Genomic DNA, 18929 nt, shown 5'->3' on the forward strand with positions numbered 1-18929 from the left:
ATATCTATTTAAATACTTTTTACTTCTTTTCTTTAGATGTATACTTAACTGTAGGTTTAATAAAATCTTTAAGATTTTTATAAAACATATGCAAATTATCATACTTATAATTTGCAACTATGTAATTTTCAGATACTTGGTCATAATTCAGTGTTAATCCATCAACTTCTATATTATAATGCCCCAACGATTGAATGTCACTTTTTAAATTCAAAATTCCGTTTATTTTTATGTTTGCTCCTAAAATTATATTTTCAACATTAAATAAACTCATAACTTTAATATCACTTAATACAATTAAATTTCCACCTTTTTGTTCTAAATAAAATCTATCAAAAGAAGATACACTATCTACCTTTTCTTTAAATTCACTATCTCTAAAAAATGCTATTGAGCTCCCCTCTTTATGCAAATATATATCTTCGGCAGGTAGAATTATATTTTTAGTATTCCCAATGCCTATATTACTTTTCATTTTTTGAAGTTCATCTATACTAACTTTTCCATTCACATTACAAGTTCTAGGACTTACAACACTTTCCCCTGTTGTATATATCTCATTTACTATATTCCCATAAGCATACCAATTGGACGTTATATTTTTATTAGATGTTTCAGCTTTTATCTCAAATTTTGGAGGTCTATTTCCAATCATAATACCTTTTATATCAACCTCACTGCCAAATATCTCCACTTTATCTGTATATTCTCTTTTTACATATAAATCATTAATTGCATTTTCAAAATTTCCAGCTGACGTAACCATTTCAATTGCAGATTCTGCATTATAGTCGGCTTGTATAGAATCAATAGAATTTTTTTGTACCAAAGCACTTTTAAAAACAGAATTCAAAAGAAAGCTAATTGAAATAAGACCTAAACTCATTATTAATACTGTAACTATAATTGCATATCCTCTTTTCATAATCTATTCCCTATTTCTTATCGCAACTAATATTTCTCTCTTCTTACCATTAATCATTTCCATATCTATTTTTATATAATCATCTGTACACTTAACATCAAAAACTTCAACCTTTGATATCAATGAGTTATTCCCTTTTTCCCCACTAACTACTCTGAGTATATTTTTATTCCTTAACTCAAAGTGTATAGTCTTTTGAACAATTTTTTTATTAACTCTCTCAGTATTTATTATTTTAAATCCAGTTGACACGTCTTGTTTTATTTTCTGAGCACTTAATATTTCATCTCTTATGTAATTTTCAAAAAAATATAATTCACTTGCAACATCTTCTTCAAGGCTAACCTTCTTAGTGACCCCCAATAAATGGCTTACCATTGTAGTTAATAAAGAAAATAAAATCAATGATATTCCTACAACTATAACTAATTCAATCAGAGTAAACCCCTTTTTTGACCAACTTTTTAAGCTCATACTTTTCTCCAAAACTTACTCTCACTTCAAATAAATCATCTGAAACTTTTTCTAACTCTACATTTACATCTTCATATTCTACATTTGAGTTGCTATTTTTTATGCTAACGATTGCATTTTCCATTGCATTTTGCAATTTATTACTCACGTCTTGAATTTCATAAATTGACACTCTTGATCTATTTAGATTTATATATGCTGAGACAATTGAAGTTCCAAGTATTAAAACTATTCCTATTGCTATTACTAACTCTATTAGAGTATATCCTTTCTTATTTTCCACTTCTCAATCTCACCTTTCCACTTACCGGTGATATAGTTACTGTATAAGTTTTTCTTTCAGTTTTAAAATTTATAGTTCTTCCAGCTTCTCTTGACGAAACTCCTTTTCTTGTAAAAACTATATCCTTGTATTCTTTAGTTTCAGGTTCTAAAATAAGCCCTTCCGGTAATTTTTGAAAAATAAAATCATCATTAATTTCATAGCTATAAGAATCTTCTGAAATTTTGACTGAAACTCTTTTATTGTTTGCGACAGCATATCCTCTAGCTGAATTTAAATCTGAGATAAAATTTTTAACTGCTAATTTTTGTCTATATGTTCTAACTCCATTAATGCTTTGTATGGATATTCCCATCAATATAACTAATATCCCTAAAATCACTACTATTTCAATTAAAGTGAATCCTTTTTTCATAATTCACCCTCGATTACAAAAGACAATAAGTTTTCTTCATCACTAGTTAATTTTAAGCTTATCTTATCTATGCTAGCTTCATTTAATTCAATTTCATTTTTCCCTCTAGAGATAATATATTCTTCACCTTTAATCTCCAATAATGCTTTTGTCTCTAAATATGAAGAAACCAAAATTTTTATTTTTTTTAAATGCTCTACTTTATTCAACACAATATCTAAAGTAGACTCTCCTTTAGACTTATAATATAAATTAAATCCATTCTCCATAGCACTTATCATAGCTTCTGATGAATCATCATTTTTTAATAAACTACAATCTTCAGCATTTACATTGAAATTACTGTGTACTTTTTCATTTTCCAAAACTTCAATATTTTCTCTTATTTCTTGTTTTGTTATACTTTCAATTTTATTTTTTTGTTTTGAAGTTGGTAATACAGTTTCTTTTCTCTCTACTTCCTTACTTTCTGATTTATTTACTTTTACACTTTTAGAGTCATTAACTGTAGATACAATTTTATTATTTTTATTTTTCTCATATAATTTTTCTTTAAAAATTTTACTCTTTATATCTCCCTCAGATGCCACTATTTGAGGCAATATAGAAGAACTATTGCTCTTAAAAGTGAAATTTAACCTATATCCTTCAAGATCTTGAGTTAAAGTTGCATTATCATAACTATAATAATCAGATAAATTTAATAACTTAAAAAGTTCTTCTTTCTTTAATGATATGTCTATTATTTTATTTTCTTCGACAGTACTTATTACAGCTTGTGGAAATTCTTTTATAAATCCCTCATTATTCTCTCTTTTTATTACCGTATTTTCTTTGTCAAAGTATTTAACTTCACTATTTAATTTGATGTTTTTTAAATCTAATTTAGTATTTTCTATTTTATATTTATATTCTTCAATATTTTTTACTTTTTCAGAAAACACTATTGAATATACTGACATTTCAAAAATCATAATCATCAAAATAATTAATAAAACCTTTTCCCTATTGTTAAGCTTATTTATAAAATCCATAGTTCACCTCTAAAAATTCTAAAAATACTTTTTTCATATCTTCATGTGTTTTTTCATTAGGATGAATTCCGTCAAAAAGTTCTACCTCTTTCAATAAATAATAAAAATTTAGAATTTTAAAATTATTAAAATTCAATTTTATATATTCATCATATAGTTTTTCTAGTTTTCTATTTATTCCCTCAGGGTTAAAAATAAATCTCAACTCTTTTGTATTCACCATTTGTGGTATGCATAATAAAACTTTTGATTTTGATTTTTGCAAGATTTTTTCAGTATTTTCAACCACGTAATCTACTGACATACCATTAAGAAAATCATTAAGCCCATAAAATAGCACCAATAAATCACAGTCTAATAAACTATCAATTCTATATAATACATTTGATGACATCTCTCCATTTACACCAAAATTATTAAATAATATTTTATCAGACTCTATCTTAGAAAAAGAATTTCCATTAACTATAGAGTCTCCAACAATATTTACTACTATCTTACCCATATATTACTTAATTCTTCTCCTCTATTTTTTCTAGACATTTCCAACAATCCCATTCTAGTAAATCCATACACGGTAGTGTTTTTACCGTCTTGCTTTAACTCTTTCTTCAACAAATTTATAATTTCTTTCTTAATTTGTTCATCTGAGTCTATATAATCTATGATTATAGCTCCAGAAATGTTTCTAAGTAAAATTTGCCTCACAATTTCTTTAGTTGCATCTAAATTTATCTTTCTCACAACTTCATGACTGCTTCTAGCATTATAACCTTTTGAATTTACATCTATTACAGTAAAGGCCAATGTCTTTTCAATAGTTATATTACCTCCATTAGGTAAGGCAACTTCTCTCTCTGTTAAAACATTTAGGTCTTTTACTAATTCAGATATGTATTTAATTCTAAACCCAGCATCTAATTTTGAATTTTTTAGATTTTTATAATGCTTAAAAAGTTCTAAGTCATTAAATAATATTTCTTCATTTTCCTTTAAATTTATTCTATTAGCTATTGTCTCTTTATATAGTAACTTGGGAGTTGGTAATCTGTCTTTTTCCGATTCTAGTAAATTCAATTTTTCTTTTAAATTGGTGTATTCTTCTTTTAGAAATTCAAAAGTAGTATTTTGAGAATCAGTTCTAAATAATACTCCCTTAAAAGAGTTCTCTTGGGCAAAATTTAATAATCTATTTCTCATCTCAGTGTTGATTTTTGATGATACTTTTATAAAATCATCATCAAATAAAATAATAGCATTGCCTGTTACAGAAAGTTTAGTACTTACTTTTAATGCTTTTTCTTTTTCACTTGGAACTTTTATTACTTTAACTATTACACTTTCCCCTTCACTCTGAGATATTTTTTCTTGAGTGTATCCCATATAATCTCCCAAATCTATAAAAACTCCAATTCCCTTTACCTTTTTTTGAACACTACCTCTATAAATATTATTTATTGGGTCATCTAATCTTATAATTTTTTCTATTTTATTGTCATATCCTATGATTAAATTTTCATGTGAATCCACATAATACTTCATATTAATCCATTCTCCAAAAAACTGTAGTAAACTCTATTGCCTATTATTATATGGTCCACAAGTTCAATCCCAACTATATTCCCAACCTCTTTTAATCTCTTTGTTAAAGCTATGTCTTCTTTTGATGGCGTTATATCACCTGAAGGATGATTATGTATTGCTATAATTGTATGCGCAGAGTAATCTATTGCAGTTTTAAAAACCTCTCTTGGGTGTACAACTGTCATATCTATTGAACCAGTTGATATATTTTTTATCACTTCTAATTCTTTTTTTGTATTTAATATTGCAATTTTAAACTCTTCCACTTTCAAACTGCACATATCTTCCATTACATAATCAGCTATTTTAGAAGGTGAATTCACCTTTGTCTTTTTAAATACGGATTCTTGACTCATTCTCTTTGCCAAAGTAACTGCTGCAAGTATCATACAAGCTTTACTCTTTCCTATTCCATTTATAGCAATCAAGTCAGATAACCTTACATTTTTTAATGCACTTATTCCCCTATGCTCGACCCCATATTCATCCTTATAACTAAATTTATTTAATATTTCTTGAGATAATTCCACAGATGTCTTAGATTTGTTCCCTGTTCTTATTATAAGTGCAAGTAATTCAGCATTAGAGAGGGCTTCCGTCCCTAATTTCAAACATTTTTCCTCAGGTCTATCTTCTTCAGGCATTTCTTTAATACTAAAATTCTCTTGCATAATCTACCTCTTTAAAAAATCTACACCAAAATCAGCATCCAATACATAATACAATCTCGAGATTGGAAGCCCTACAACGTTGAAGAAATCACCTTTTACAGATTCTATTAATAAGCTTCCATATCCTTGAATACCATAAGCTCCTGCTTTATCTATATATTCCAAAGTATCTAAATACTTTTCTATCTGTATTTCACTCAATTTTTTAAATTTAACCTGTGTTCTCTCGTAAAATATTTTTTTGTAATTTTCTCCTATGCAAATTATTGCACAACCTGTCAATACATCATGTATAGTATCAGAAAGATTTAACAACATTTTCTTTGCATCTTCTCTATCCTTAGGTTTGCCTAACGGTCCATCTTTATAAACTAAAGTATCCGCTGCAACTACAATGGCATTTTCATTTTCTTTAGCTACTTCATACGCTTTATTAAAAGCTATAGACATAACATTTACATGTTCAGGTTTGCTTTCATCATATACTTCATCTATCACTTTGCTGATAACTTCAAAATCTATAAATTCTGCAAGCATTTCTTTTCGCCGAGGCGAATTCGATGCAAGAACTATTCTTCTATTCATTAATATTCCCCTTAAAAGTAACATTCAAATTCTTAACTGAGTATTCACTGGCTACTCCAACAAAATATCCTGTAAAGATTCCAAGTACTAATAACAACGGTAAATACGAAACGATACTAAGTGTATTAAGCACTATGCATGCAGCTAAAACTTGTCCTATATTGTGAAACGCCGAACCTATCAAGCTAATCCCAACTGTAGATATATATTTTTTTAAGAAGCTGTTTGCCAAAGACATACTTACAGTGCTCAACATAGCTCCCGTAAAAGAAAAGATAAAGCTTGTTACAGAGCCTGTTACTACAACTAATAAAATTGATTTCAAAGCTGCAACTACAATGCCTTCTCTATTACCTAAAAATAAAATAGTTATTAAAACTACCATATTTGAAAGACCTAATTTAGCCCCAGGTATTGCAACGGGTGTTGGCAACATCATTTCAAACAATCCAATGACTAATCCCAAAGAAACAAGTAGTGATAAAAAAATCATCTTTTTAATTCTCAATGTAGCACCACATCCACTTCTTTTGTGTCTTTAACGTCATTGTCTGCATTTGCATTCACTAATGAAATTATCAATCTATTCGGTAAACATATAATAGATTCTCCCGCTCTAGTTATATGCCCCATGTGAATACAAATTTGGTCCTTACAGTCAGATTCTACCATATGTACTCCATCACTAGTTATTGCAAAAGTATTTTTACCATATTTATTATCTATTGTATAAAGTTTTTCTTTATCACTGAGTGTATATCTTCCCTCAACCTTACCATCAACACTTACTACAACTTCTTTTTCGGCAGCTTCTACTACATAATTTTTAGAAACTAAAAAAATTCCTGTTGATAACAATAAAATTAAGGCAACGATAATGTAATCTCCTTTTTTCATATATGCACCTCAATAAAATTATATCACACTAAAAAAATTATTTATATTACTAATAATGTTTTTTAATTTCTATTCAAATAAATAAGAAGTCATTGACATTGAACCCAAATTTCTTATATTATTAGGAATTGTTACTCTTCTACCTGTGCTTGCTCCTAATACATATAGTAATGGATAAAAATATTCTCTAATCGTAACTGCATAGTTATAATTTTTCTTTTGCTTTACTCCATTCATTATTTCACTATAGTTACCATTTAAAATATTCTTCTTCACTTCTTCATCAAATTCATCAGCATATTCACTTCCAAATTCATTATCCCATTCAACCATTGCCAAATTATGAACAACATTCCCACTGTCAATAATTATATATCCTTCATCGCTTAAATTTTTATTAACACTTAATTGAACAACGGGTATATCAACTTTTGGAAACATATGAATTAATACAGACCAAGTTCCGTGCTAAATCCCCAAATAATTATTTACAGATATATCATCACCTAAAATTCCTAAAACTTTTTTAGTTATATTCCAAATTACCTTTAACCTCATACTTAACTTCATACAGTTCTTTCGAAAATTCATACATATCAAAAATTTGCTTAAGTTTTTCTACACTCTGTATTAAATTTCCATCAGTAAACCAATGTGCTGACACCATTAAAATCGCCTTTGTTTTATCGTATTTATCAATTATTTTATCTCCAATATTTTTAAATTTTCTAATTATATCATTATCTTGAATAGCAATCATCAGACTACCATTCCCAACAAATAATGTAGACTTTTTCATCTGTATCTCTTCTTTTTTAAGATTTTATACCATAATTTCAAATATGAAAAAAGGGTGAACTATGTCCACCCTACAAATTTTATTTAATTCCTATTTAACTAAAGCATCTTCTTCAGCTTGTTTTTTTTCTAAAGCTTCTTGCTTTTTCTTTTCTTGGTCTGCTTTACGTTTAGCTTTTATCTTTTCTACTCTTTCAGGATATTCGCAGAAAATTGCACCTGTTGGACAATATGATACACATATTCCACAGTTGATACATTTTTCATAATCTATGCTAGCTAAATTATTTGTTACATGGATTGCATCTTTAGGACAATTCTTTTCGCATAGTCCACAAGAAATACATCCAATTCTACATTTAACTCTTACATCTTTTCCTGCATCATTTGAATGACATTCAACCACCGTCTTTGCTTTATATGGTATTAAGTCTATTAAATTTTTAGGACATATTTCCACACATTTCTTACAAGCTACACAGTTTTCTTTATCAACCTTTGCAATGCCATCTACTATATGTATTGCATCGAATTCACATACGCCAACGCATGATCCTCCTCCAACACAACCATAGTTACAAGCTTTAGATCCCTTTTGGAAATCTGATATAAGTCTACAGTCAGCTAAACCTTCATATCTGTATTTATCTTTGGCAACTCCACAAGTTCCTTGGCAAAGTACATTAGCTACCATCCTATCTACATCTCCGGCATTTACTCCCATAACTTCTGCAACTGCATCAGCTGTATCTTTACCACCTATTACGCATCCTGTTACAGGAGCTTTTCCCTTTGCTATTGCGTCAGCTAATCCATCACATCCTGGAAATCCACAAGCCCCACAGTTTGCTCCTGGAAGTGCATTTCTTACAGCAACCATTCTAGCATCTTGCTCAACTGCAAAAACCTTAGATGCTATTGAAAGTAAAATCCCAAAAATAGCACCTGTTATACCTAAACAAATAATAGGCAAAATTATTTCATTCATTTTTAACCCCCTATACAAGTCCTGAAAAGCCTGAAAATGCTAATGCCATAAGACCAGCACTTATAAGAGCTATAGGAACACCTTGTAATGCTTTAGGAACTTTTGCATATACAAGTCTTTCTCTTAATGCTGCTATAAGTACAAGAGCTATTGTAAATCCTATTGAAGCACCAAGTCCACTTATCACAGTTTCAATTAAGTTATATCCATTTTGTACATTAAGTACTGTAACTCCAAGAACCATACAGTTAGTTGTTATCAAAGGAAGAAAAACCCCCATTGCAGTATAAAGTGATGGAGATAATTTTTTAATTACCATTTCTACGAATTGTACAAGAGATGCTATTACTAATATAAACATTATTGTTTGTAAATATCCCAAACCAAATTTATCTAGTATAAAAGTTTGTAAGCACCATGTAATTGCAGATGCTATAACAACTACGAAAGTTACTGCTATGCCCATACCTGTTGCAGTTTCAACTTTTGAAGAAACTCCAAGGAAAGGACAAATTCCCAAGAATTGAGCAAATATGTAGTTATTAACTAATATTGTAGAAACTAAAATAGTTATAATTGAGCCTAACATCTTTATTCACCCCTTCTTGAAAGTAAAAGTTTAAAACCTGCTATATAGAAACCTAAAAGTATAAATGCCCCTGCTGGTGCACCCATAAGTCCTATACCAGGATAAGATTCTGGTAAAACTTGTAATCCAAGTAAAGTTCCATATCCAAATAACTCTCTTATAAATCCCATAGCTACAACTGCCATAGTATATCCTATACCAGTTCCCAAACCATCTACTAATGAAGGAATCAACTTATTTTTATAAGCAAACCCTTCCGCTTCACCTAATATACAGCAGTTAACTACTATCAATGGTAAGAATATACCAAGAGCTTCATATATTGGTGGGAAGAAAGCTTGTAGCACCATTTGAACTATAGTTACAAAAGTTGCTATAACTACTATAAAACAAGGAATTCTTATCTTTTCAGGTATAACTCCTCTTAAAAGAGATACAACCCCATTACTCATTATAAGTACAAATGTTACAGCTATACCCATAGCAATCGCACTCATAAGTGAATTTGTTATCGCTAATACCGAACACAACCCTATCATTTGTATGAATACGGGGTTATTTCTAAAAATGGCATTAATTAATACTTTAGACAATTTCATTTTTATCCCCCTATTCTGCCTTCAATATATTGTTATACACTTCAGCAACGATCTTATCACCTTCAAAAACTCCCTTGGAACTTACTGTAGCTCCTGAAATTTGCATTATCTCGTTTAGAGCCTTAGGATCTTTTGATAGAACTAATTCTTCTGAAACACTCTTTCCCTTGTATGATGATATATAAGGTTCTTCAGTGATTTGTGTACCAAAACCTTTTGTTTCTTGATGAGTTATGTTTCTATATCCTAAAATTTCATCGCCTTCGATTTTAATTCCAAGAGCATTTGTCATAGCTCCACCAAAACCATTAGTTGTAACATTAACTCCAAATCCTACTTTTTGACCTGCTTTTTCAGCTACAAAAATAGCTTCTATCTCAGGATATTTTTCTTGAATTTTTTCTAATTTACTTTGGTCATATTCTTCAAAGTCATCGGCTTCATCGCCAAAAATCGTCTTATATGAGTTAAGTGTTTGTTCAAGTTGCGCTTGAGCTATTACATCAACAGTCATGCTATTTACAAAAGCTAAAAGACCTGCACTAATAGCGCAAAATAAAAGTAAAATTGCTCCGAATTTAACTGGTTCACTCATTATTTCGCCTCCCCATATGCTTCTGTTCTTGTGATTCTATCAATCAAAGGTGTTGCAACATTCATTAATGCTATTGCATAAGAAACTCCTTCTGGTAAAGAAGCTTTCGCACGAATTACAGCAGTTATAATACCACAACCTATTGCAAATATTATCTTTCCTTTTGTATTCATTGGTGTAGATGAATAATCAGTAGCCATAAAGAAAGCTCCAAGTATTAATCCACCGCCAAGTAATTGATAAGGTATATATTCGAATGAAACTCCGAATAACATAAGTACTACAGCAGTTGTCGCTATAAAGATTACCGGAATAAGTGGAGATATAACTTTTCTAACAATTAGATAAAGAGCTCCTATTAATAGAAGTACTGCTGAAGTCTCCCCTATTACACCACCTATGTTCCCTATAGCCATATCCATCAAGCTAGGTAATTGCTCAAATGTTCCCGCTTTCATCAATGTCAAAGGTGTCGCATAACTTGTAGCATCTACAGTAGCGCTACTTGCTACAACTTCAGAAGTCCACTTAGCCACTTCCGGACTTACATAATTAGTCATTAACTTAGCCCAAGAAGCCATTACTACAATTCTAGCTCCGATAGCAGGATTCATAAAGTTTGAACCTATACCACCAAAACATTCTTTTATAACTATTATGGCAAAAATAGAACCGAATGCCGCCATCCACCAAGGTGATGTAGCCGGCAAATTGAACGCTATTAAAATACCTGTTACAACAGCAGATAAATCAGAAATTCTCATTTCCTTATGCATTAATTTTTGAAAAATAGCTTCAGAGCCAACACATGATATTATACAAACAGCTAAAAGTATTGCCGCTTTACTTCCAAAGAAATAAATACTACCTATCATTGCTGGCACGAGGGCAATTATTACATCCCTCATTATTTTTTGAGTTGTATCATTACTCCTTACATGAGGGGCCAATGATACAAACCTTTCATTATGTGAAGATTGATTTAACTTTGTATTTTCCACAGTACCCTCCTATTTAATAGCTTTAAGTTTAATTTCACGTTTAGCTAATTTAACAGATGGCGCAAGATTTCTCTTTGCAGGACAAACAAATGAACATATTCCACATTCCATACATTGATCAGCATGCAATTCATTACAAAAATCTACATCATTGATTAATATAGCTGCATTTATATCAGTTGGATTTATATTAGCTGGACAATGATCTACACATCTTGAGCATCTTATACATGGAGATTCTTCTGCATAGTTCATTTCTTCATCAGTCAATGCCAATAATCCTGAAGTTGTTTTTGTTATAGGACTTCTTAAATCAAAAACACTCTTACCTGTCATAGGTCCACCACAAACTATTTCTATGGCTTCATCTTTAAGCCCACCACAATAATTTATTATATCTTCAACAGGTGTACCTATTTTAACTAACAAATTTTTAGGTTGTTTAATTCCTTTTCCACTAACTGTAATAACTCTCTCATATGAAGGTCTTCCTTCTACAACAGCTTCATAAAAAGCCAGAGTAGTTCCCACATTAGTTAAGAACACTCCAACATCATTAGTTACACCATTTTGTGGGACAATTCTTCCTAAAACAGCTTCTGATAATCTCTTTGAATCCCCTTGAGGATACTTTGTTTGACAACTTACAACTTTTAAATTAGAAAATCTACTGTTTGAATCTATAATTTCTTTCATTTTCTTAATGGCATCAGGTTTGTTTTCTTCGATAGCCATATATGAAACTTGTTTATTATAAAAGTTAGAAAAAATCTTTAACCCTTCAAGTATTTCAGTTGTCTTTTCTAACATTATTCTATGGTCGCAAGTTAAAAACGGTTCACATTCTGCTCCATTAATTATACATTCATCCAATGGAGGATTTTCTCCCTTTAACTTTGCATGAAGTGGAAATCCTGCTCCACCCATTCCAACAAGCCCCATCTTCTTTGCATATGGAACAAACTCTTCAACTTTCAACTCATCATAGTTTTCTATAGGTTGAAAATCAATAGAAGTATTTAAACCATCATTTTCAATTACCACACACTCGCAGAACCTTCCATCAGCCGTATACATATTTTCTACCTTTGTAACTACTCCAGATACTGAAGAATGAATGTCAGCTGATATAAATGCCTCACTAGTTCCAATAGTTTGGCCAACTTTTACTTCATCCCCTTTTTGTACTGTAGGCTTACAAGGTGCTCCTATGTGTTGACTCATAGGTATGTAAACAATTTTGGGCTCCGGCAATCTCTCGATAGAGATCGCTTCGCTAAGTTCTTTGTGTTCATTCATATGTACACCGCCCACTTTAAAAGTGAGATTTGTAGAACTCATTTAATTCACCTCTTATTAAAAAATTTGATAATAACATAACACACTACTATGATTATAACATCTAAAATATTTATTGTATATTGAGATTGTGAAAAAATAAACTCTTTTTGTTAATCAACTACTCAAATTTATATTTAACCATAATAAACTACCTTTTCATAAAGATAAATTAGTTTTATATAGTGGGTTATATGATTAATTATTGGCATAAAAAAAGAAATAGTTGGCTATTTCACAGACTGTTGACAAAGTAGGTGCAAATACACCTACTTTTTAAATTGAGATGATACAAACATAAAATTTTATGTAAATATAATAATAAGGAGGTTGCAAATGTTACACAAACAAGAAGAAAATAAAACAACGCAAGTTCAAATAGTATCAGTAGAAGAATTAGTTCCTAAAAATCACCTGCTCAGAAAAATAGATAAATACATAGATTTTAACTTCATATACGACATAGTAAAAGATAAATATTGTTTAGATAATGGAAGACCAAGCATAGACCCCGTTGTTTTAATGAAGATAGTATTCATACAATACCTTTTTAATGTCAAAAGCATGAGACAAACAATAAAAGAAATAGAAGTAAACATTGCATATAGATGGTTTTTAGGATTTGGATTTAACGATACAATACCCCATTTCACAACATTTAGCCAAAACTATAGAAGACGATTTAAATACACAGACATCTTTAATGAAATCTTTAATAACATATTAATGCAAGCATCAAAAAAGAAACTTATAGACTCATCAATCCTTTTTGTAGATTCTACACATGTCAAAACACATGCAAATAGACACAAAAACAAGAAGATAGAAATTGAACAAAGCATTAAATCATATCAAAAAGAACTAAATAAAGAGATAGATAAAGATAGAAAAGAGCATAATAAAAAATCATTAAATTTAAAAGAAGAAAAAAAGGAGACTAAGAAGATTATAAAGTCAACCACAGACCCTGAAAGTGGTTTGTTTCATAAAGGCGAACATAAAGAAGTATTTGCATACTGCGTTCAAACCGCATGCGATAAAAACGGTTGGCTACTAGGATATGAAGCATTCCCCGGGAATCTACATGATAGCAAAACCTTTATGCCTTTTTATCAAAATGAAATAAAAAAACTAAACCCAACAAAAATAGTTATGGATGCAGGATATAAGACAGCGGCTATAGCAAGAATGTTAATAAAAGATGGGATATTACCGGTATTACCATATACTGCCCCAAGAAAAAAACCAAATGTTGAAAGTCCGCTATATAAAAGAGACTTTGTTTATGATGAATACTACAATTGCTACATATGTCCAAAAGAAGAAATACTAAAATATTCAACAACAGATAGAAATGGATACAAACTGTATAAAAGCGATCCTAAAAAATGCGAACACTGTCAATACTTACCAATATGCACTCATAGTAAGAACCATCAAAAAGTGGTAAGTAGGCATATTTGGCAAGATTATCTTGATATATCAGAAGAATACAGGTATACAAAAGTAGGAAAAGAAGAGTATAAAAGAAGAAAAGAAACTATTGAACGTCAATTTGGAAGTGCAAAAGAATTTCATGGATTTAGATATACCAACATGAAAGGTATACAAAAAATGAGAATGAAAGCAGCACTTACATTTGCGTGTCTACATATGAAAAAATTAGCAAAAATACTTTGGAAGATAGACCTAAATGGAGGTCTTTTACTGGAAAAATTATCAAGATTTTATACGAATCTAAAAAAATACTTTAAAAAGCTAATAATTACAAAACAAACCCAGGAAAAACCTGGGTTTGTCTTCATGCTGAGAAATAGTTGCCTATTTCAATTTATTTTATGTCTTAAATTAATATTTACAAAATCCAACTTTAATTAAAAAAATAAAATATGGTGCGGAAGGCGGGACTTGAACCCGCACGCGATTACTCGCACATGCCCCTCAAACATGCCTGTCTGCCTATTCCAGCACTCCCGCAAGCTTATAATTTTAGAATATAATTATACAATTTAGTGTTATTTTTGTAAAGTTTAAATATGATTGTGTTGTTAATCTGTGATAATTTTACCCTATAACTATTCAATTAATATTTCATCCCTTATTTATATATTCATTGATAAAATTGAAAGGATGATTTGGAAAGGGAAAATAAAATTCGACCAAATATAGTTCTTTACTAATCTGTAGATGTTTTGAAAACTCTTTTCTCTATCTGAAATTATACTATCTAAAAGACCAGCTATTAAATGTCAATAGATATTTTTAGGTTTATCGCATTTGGATACCAGATGTAAAAAAAGAGGAAGCTTTCACTTCCTCAACATCTGTATATCACAAGTAGACGCTCAGGTTGCTCCCCAGCATAGCCCTATCCTCTTACTTACAAGTAAATAATAAACCAAAAACTTAAATATGTAAATAAGGCTCTATAATATCTGTTGGGGAGTAAATCTCTAACAGATATTATAGAGCCTTTTATTTTAGGATTTTTGCAACAATCCCTTTTTATTTTATTATTTATTTTTGTTCTCCAGAAGATTTTCCCAAAATTGTTTCAGATTTTTGCATATTTAGATAATTGTTATATCTTTCTTTAGCATTTTCTTCTGCAATTTCAAATAATTGTTCAGCACGTTCAGGGAATTGACGAGCTAATGAAGTATATCTAACTTCTCCTTGTAAGAACTCTCTGTATGAGCCTTTTGGTTCTTTAGAATCTAAAATAAATGGATTTTTTCCTTCTTTCTTAAGGTCTGGATTATATCTGTATAGATGCCAATAACCTGCTTCAACTGCAAGTTTTTCTTCTTCTATAGAACATCCCATACCCTTCTTGATTCCGTGAGATATACATGGAGCATAGCATATTATTAGTGATGGACCATCATATGCTTCAGCTTCTTTAATAGCTTTTAGAGCATGATTCTTATCAGCACCTAGAGCTATTTGAGTTACATAAACATATCCGTAAGTTGCAGCCATTAACCCTAAATCTTTCTTTCTTGTAACCTTACCAGCTGCAGCGAATTGAGCAGTAGCACCTGTTGGAGTAGCCTTAGAAGCTTGTCCACCAGTGTTAGAATAGATTTCAGTATCTACTACAATTACATTTATATTTTCTCCTGATGCAAGAACGTGGTCAAGCCCACCGAATCCAATGTCATATGCCCATCCATCTCCACCTATTATCCATTGAGATTTCTTAATTAAGAAGTTTTCAAGGCTCTTTAATTCAACTAATATTTCATTAGCCTCTTCATTATCATATTTCTTTTCAAGAGCTAAAAGAACATTAGCAGCTGCTGCTTTTGAAGTCTTATAGTCAGCCATATTTGTTATCCATTCATTAAATACAGCATTAGTTTCAGAATCAACGTTTAATTCAATAAATTTTTCCATTAATATCTTGATTCTGTCTCTTGTAACAGTTTGGCTGATTGCCATACCGTATCCATACTCAGCATTATCTTCGAATAAAGAATTTGCCCAAGATGGACCATGTCCGTCATCATTTGTACAATATGGCATTGATGGAGCTGAACCACCCCAAATTGAAGTACATCCTGTTGCATTAGCAATGCTCATTCTATCTCCAAATAATTGAGTAACTAATTTGATATATGGAGTTTCTCCACAACCTGCACAAGCTCCTGAGAATTCAAGATGTGGTTGGAAGAATTGAGAATTTTTAACATTGTTTGGTTCGAAATCAGCTTGTTTAGATTTAACTTGATTTGAAGCATATTCCCAATTTATAGCTTGGTCAGCATAAACATCTTCGAATGGTGTCATTACCAAAGCTTTTGTTGGAGCTGGACAAACTTGAGCACAGTTTCCACAACCAGTACAGTCAAGTGATGAAACTTGAATTCTATATTCATAGCTATCTGCGCCTTTACCTTTACCTTTTACAGTTTCAAAAGTGCTTGGAGCGCCTTCTTTTTCTGATTCGTTTAATAAAAATGGTCTTATTGCAGCATGAGGACAAACTAATGAACATTGGTTACATTGTATACAGTTTTCAATTTTCCAATCAGGTATATTAACAGCGATTCCTCTCTTTTCATACTTAGAAGTACCATTAGGGAAAGATCCATCTTCCATTCCTACAAATGTAGAAACTGGTAAGTCATTACCTTCTTGACGATTTACAGGGACTAGAATGTTATTTACAAATTCTGAAGCGCCTTTGATGCTATAATCTGCTACATCATCAGCTGATTTCCATTCTTCTGGCACTTCAATTTTTTGTAGAGCATCTATCCCTTGGTCTACTGCTTTATAGTTCATAGCAACTATTTCATCGCCCTTAGAACCATAATCTTTTACAATTGCCTTCTTAAGAAGTTCTGTAGCTTGTTCTATTGGAAGTACTTTTGATAGTTTAAAGAATGCAGATTGCATTACCATGTTAGTTCTTCCCCCAAGACCAATTTCCGCAGCTATCTTAGTAGCATTTATTGTATAAAACTCTATTTCATTTTCAGCTATATATTTTTTCATAGCTCCTGGTAATTCATTAGCAAGAGTTTCTTCATCCCAAACTGTGTTAAGTAAGAATGTTCCACCTTTTCTAAGTCCTCTCAAAAGGTCATATTGGTGTACATATGATTGTTTTGAGCAAGAGATGAAATCAGATTCAGCTAATAGATAAGTTGATGTGATTTTTTCTTTACCAAATCTTAAGTGAGACATAGTTACCCCACCTGATTTTTTAGAGTCATAGTCAAAATAACCTTGAGCATACATATCTGTATTATCTCCGATTATCTTTATAGCACTCTTGTTTGCACCTACTGTACCATCAGAACCAAATCCCCAGAATTTACATCTAATTGTTCCCTTTGGCTCAGTTGTGATTTTTTCTTCAATTGGTAGAGAAAGGTTAGTAACATCGTCTTCTATACCAACAGTGAAGTTATGTCTTGGACTTTCAGCGTCTAAATGTTTGTATACAGCCAACATTTGTGAAGGATTTGTATCCTTTGAACCTAGACCATATCTACCACCAACAATCTTAGGTGCATTTTCTTGTCCATAATAAATGTCTCTAACATCTAAGAATAATGGTTCACCAGTAGCTCCTTTTTCTTTAGTTCTATCTAAAACAGCAATCTTCTTAACTGTTTTAGGCATAGTTGCTAAGAAATGTTCTTTTGAGAAAGGTCTGTATAAATGTACTTTTAACAAACCAACTTTTTCGCCTTTATCAGTTAGATAATCTACAACTTCTTCTATAGTTTCTGTTACGGAACCCATTGCTACTATTACTTTTTCAGCATTTTCATCTCCGTAATAGTTAAATAATCCATATTTTCTGCCTGTTAAATCAGAAATTTTATTTATATAATCTTCAGTAATTCCAATTACATCTGTGTAGAAGTTGTTTGATGCTTCAACTTCTTGGAAATAAATATCTGGGTTCTGAGCCGTACCTCTTACTTTTGGTGAAGCAGGATGTAAAGCCCTTGCCTTAAATTCTCTAACAGCTTCTTTGTCAACTAATTTAGCTAAATCATCATAATCCAAAACTTCAATTTTTTGAACTTCATGTGATGTTCTAAATCCGTCAAAGAAATGAGTAAAAGGAACTCTTCCTTTTATAGCTGCTAAATGAGCCACTGCTGCCATATCCATAGCTTCTTGCACAGAGCCTGATGCTAACATAGCAAATCCTGTAGCACGAGAAGCCATTACATCTTGATGGTCACCAAAAATAGAAAGTGCATGTGATGCTAGTGCACGTGCTGCTACGTGGAATACTCCTGGAAGTAATTCACCTGCAATTTTATACATATTTGGTACCATAAGTAAAAGACCTTGTGATGCTGTATAAGTAGAAGTTAAAGAACCTGCTTGAAGAGCACCATGTACTGCTCCAGCTGCTCCAGCTTCAGATTGAAGTTCTTTAACAAGAACCTCTTGTCCAAATATATTTTTTCTTCCTTGCGCCGCCCATGCGTCTACGTGTTCAGCCATAGGTGAAGAAGGTGTTATCGGAAATATACATGCCACCTCTGAAAACGCATATGCGACATGCGCTGCTGCTTCATTACCATCCATCGTTTTAAAATGTTTAGCCATTTTAACCCCCTAGTTAGTTTTAAAATTTTTTTCTCTAATAGTCATTATAAATCTAATAATTTATAATTG

Annotated in this window: 20 protein-coding genes, 1 tRNA gene and 1 pseudogene; 1 reads left to right on the forward strand and 21 read right to left on the reverse strand. The window is 31.1% G+C overall.

Annotated features, from left to right (window positions below; translation table 11 throughout):
- Positions 1–19 precede the first annotated feature (19 nt).
- The 19 genes from DYE58_RS09775 to rsxC all read right to left on the reverse strand — a co-directional run bounded on the left by DYE58_RS09775 (position 20) and on the right by rsxC (position 12779).
- Complete coding sequence (locus DYE58_RS09775) at positions 20–925, reverse strand: hypothetical protein (protein WP_115312269.1); 906 nt, start codon at positions 923–925, stop codon at positions 20–22.
- Between the two features lie 3 nt (positions 926–928).
- Positions 929–1399, reverse strand: coding sequence for a type II secretion system protein (locus tag DYE58_RS09780; protein WP_040553178.1), 471 nt, complete (start codon positions 1397–1399; stop codon positions 929–931).
- On the reverse strand, positions 1356–1682 hold the full coding sequence (locus DYE58_RS09785; RefSeq protein ID WP_004823314.1) for a PulJ/GspJ family protein: 327 nt from the start codon (positions 1680–1682) through the stop codon (positions 1356–1358). Before DYE58_RS09785 ends, DYE58_RS09780 begins: the two co-directional genes overlap by 44 nt.
- Positions 1672–2097: a prepilin-type N-terminal cleavage/methylation domain-containing protein gene (locus DYE58_RS09790; RefSeq protein ID WP_004823312.1), complete on the reverse strand. Its 426-nt coding sequence runs from the start codon at positions 2095–2097 to the stop codon at positions 1672–1674. Before DYE58_RS09790 ends, DYE58_RS09785 begins: the two co-directional genes overlap by 11 nt.
- Positions 2094–3131: a hypothetical protein gene (locus tag DYE58_RS09795; protein WP_115312270.1), complete on the reverse strand. Its 1038-nt coding sequence runs from the start codon at positions 3129–3131 to the stop codon at positions 2094–2096. Before DYE58_RS09795 ends, DYE58_RS09790 begins: the two co-directional genes overlap by 4 nt.
- A complete protein-coding gene (locus DYE58_RS09800; protein WP_004821715.1) occupies positions 3115–3636 on the reverse strand; it encodes an SGNH/GDSL hydrolase family protein in 522 nt (173 codons plus the stop codon). The genes DYE58_RS09795 and DYE58_RS09800 overlap by 17 nt, the downstream gene beginning before the upstream one ends.
- Complete coding sequence (locus DYE58_RS09805; RefSeq protein WP_115312271.1) at positions 3624–4673, reverse strand: ribonuclease E/G; 1050 nt, start codon at positions 4671–4673, stop codon at positions 3624–3626. Before DYE58_RS09805 ends, DYE58_RS09800 begins: the two co-directional genes overlap by 13 nt.
- Positions 4670–5386, reverse strand: coding sequence for a RadC family protein (gene radC, locus DYE58_RS09810; RefSeq protein WP_004821719.1), 717 nt, complete (start codon positions 5384–5386; stop codon positions 4670–4672). Before radC ends, DYE58_RS09805 begins: the two co-directional genes overlap by 4 nt.
- Before the next feature lie 3 nt (positions 5387–5389).
- Positions 5390–5971 (reverse strand): Maf family protein, encoded by a 582-nt coding sequence (locus DYE58_RS09815; RefSeq protein ID WP_040552704.1) that lies wholly within the window; start codon positions 5969–5971, stop codon positions 5390–5392.
- Positions 5964–6479 carry a Gx transporter family protein gene (locus tag DYE58_RS09820; RefSeq protein ID WP_004821722.1) on the reverse strand — a complete coding sequence of 172 codons (516 nt, stop codon included), beginning with the start codon at positions 6477–6479 and terminating at the stop codon, positions 5964–5966. Before DYE58_RS09820 ends, DYE58_RS09815 begins: the two co-directional genes overlap by 8 nt.
- Positions 6476–6868: a NusG domain II-containing protein gene (locus DYE58_RS09825; RefSeq protein ID WP_004821725.1), complete on the reverse strand. Its 393-nt coding sequence runs from the start codon at positions 6866–6868 to the stop codon at positions 6476–6478. The genes DYE58_RS09820 and DYE58_RS09825 overlap by 4 nt, the downstream gene beginning before the upstream one ends.
- A gap of 69 nt (positions 6869–6937) precedes the next feature.
- Positions 6938–7309 (reverse strand): DODA-type extradiol aromatic ring-opening family dioxygenase, encoded by a 372-nt coding sequence (locus tag DYE58_RS11220; RefSeq protein ID WP_004821727.1) that lies wholly within the window; start codon positions 7307–7309, stop codon positions 6938–6940.
- An 85-nt stretch (positions 7310–7394) separates the two neighbouring features.
- Entirely contained in the window at positions 7395–7667 is a 273-nt protein-coding gene (locus tag DYE58_RS11225) for a class III extradiol ring-cleavage dioxygenase family protein (protein ID WP_218563705.1), read from the reverse strand.
- Between the two features lie 90 nt (positions 7668–7757).
- Entirely contained in the window at positions 7758–8654 is an 897-nt protein-coding gene (locus DYE58_RS09835) for an RnfABCDGE type electron transport complex subunit B (protein ID WP_040552707.1), read from the reverse strand.
- A gap of 10 nt (positions 8655–8664) precedes the next feature.
- Positions 8665–9243, reverse strand: a complete 579-nt coding sequence (gene rsxA / locus DYE58_RS09840) for an electron transport complex subunit RsxA (protein WP_004821734.1) — start codon at positions 9241–9243, stop codon at positions 8665–8667.
- A gap of 2 nt (positions 9244–9245) precedes the next feature.
- On the reverse strand, positions 9246–9842 hold the full coding sequence (gene rsxE / locus DYE58_RS09845) for an electron transport complex subunit RsxE (RefSeq protein ID WP_004821737.1): 597 nt from the start codon (positions 9840–9842) through the stop codon (positions 9246–9248).
- Between the two features lie 10 nt (positions 9843–9852).
- Positions 9853–10437 (reverse strand): RnfABCDGE type electron transport complex subunit G, encoded by a 585-nt coding sequence (locus DYE58_RS09850; protein WP_004821740.1) that lies wholly within the window; start codon positions 10435–10437, stop codon positions 9853–9855.
- Positions 10437–11438 (reverse strand): RnfABCDGE type electron transport complex subunit D, encoded by a 1002-nt coding sequence (locus tag DYE58_RS09855; protein ID WP_004821742.1) that lies wholly within the window; start codon positions 11436–11438, stop codon positions 10437–10439. Before DYE58_RS09855 ends, DYE58_RS09850 begins: the two co-directional genes overlap by 1 nt.
- 9 nt (positions 11439–11447) lie before the next feature.
- Complete coding sequence (gene rsxC, locus DYE58_RS09860) at positions 11448–12779, reverse strand: electron transport complex subunit RsxC (RefSeq protein WP_004821743.1); 1332 nt, start codon at positions 12777–12779, stop codon at positions 11448–11450.
- A 333-nt stretch (positions 12780–13112) separates the two neighbouring features.
- Between rsxC and DYE58_RS09865 the strand changes: the two are divergent.
- A pseudogene (locus tag DYE58_RS09865) lies at positions 13113–14593 on the forward strand (IS1182 family transposase).
- Between the two features lie 73 nt (positions 14594–14666).
- On the opposite strand, the gene DYE58_RS09870 reads toward DYE58_RS09865, so the two are convergent.
- Positions 14667–14753: transfer RNA gene (locus tag DYE58_RS09870), tRNA-Leu, on the reverse strand.
- A 540-nt stretch (positions 14754–15293) separates the two neighbouring features.
- Complete coding sequence (gene nifJ, locus DYE58_RS09875) at positions 15294–18860, reverse strand: pyruvate:ferredoxin (flavodoxin) oxidoreductase (RefSeq protein ID WP_004821744.1); 3567 nt, start codon at positions 18858–18860, stop codon at positions 15294–15296.
- Positions 18861–18929: the final 69 nt, after the last annotated feature.

Source organism: Peptoniphilus indolicus (assembly GCF_900454665.1).
GTDB classification, from domain to species: domain Bacteria; phylum Bacillota; class Clostridia; order Tissierellales; family Peptoniphilaceae; genus Peptoniphilus; species Peptoniphilus indolicus.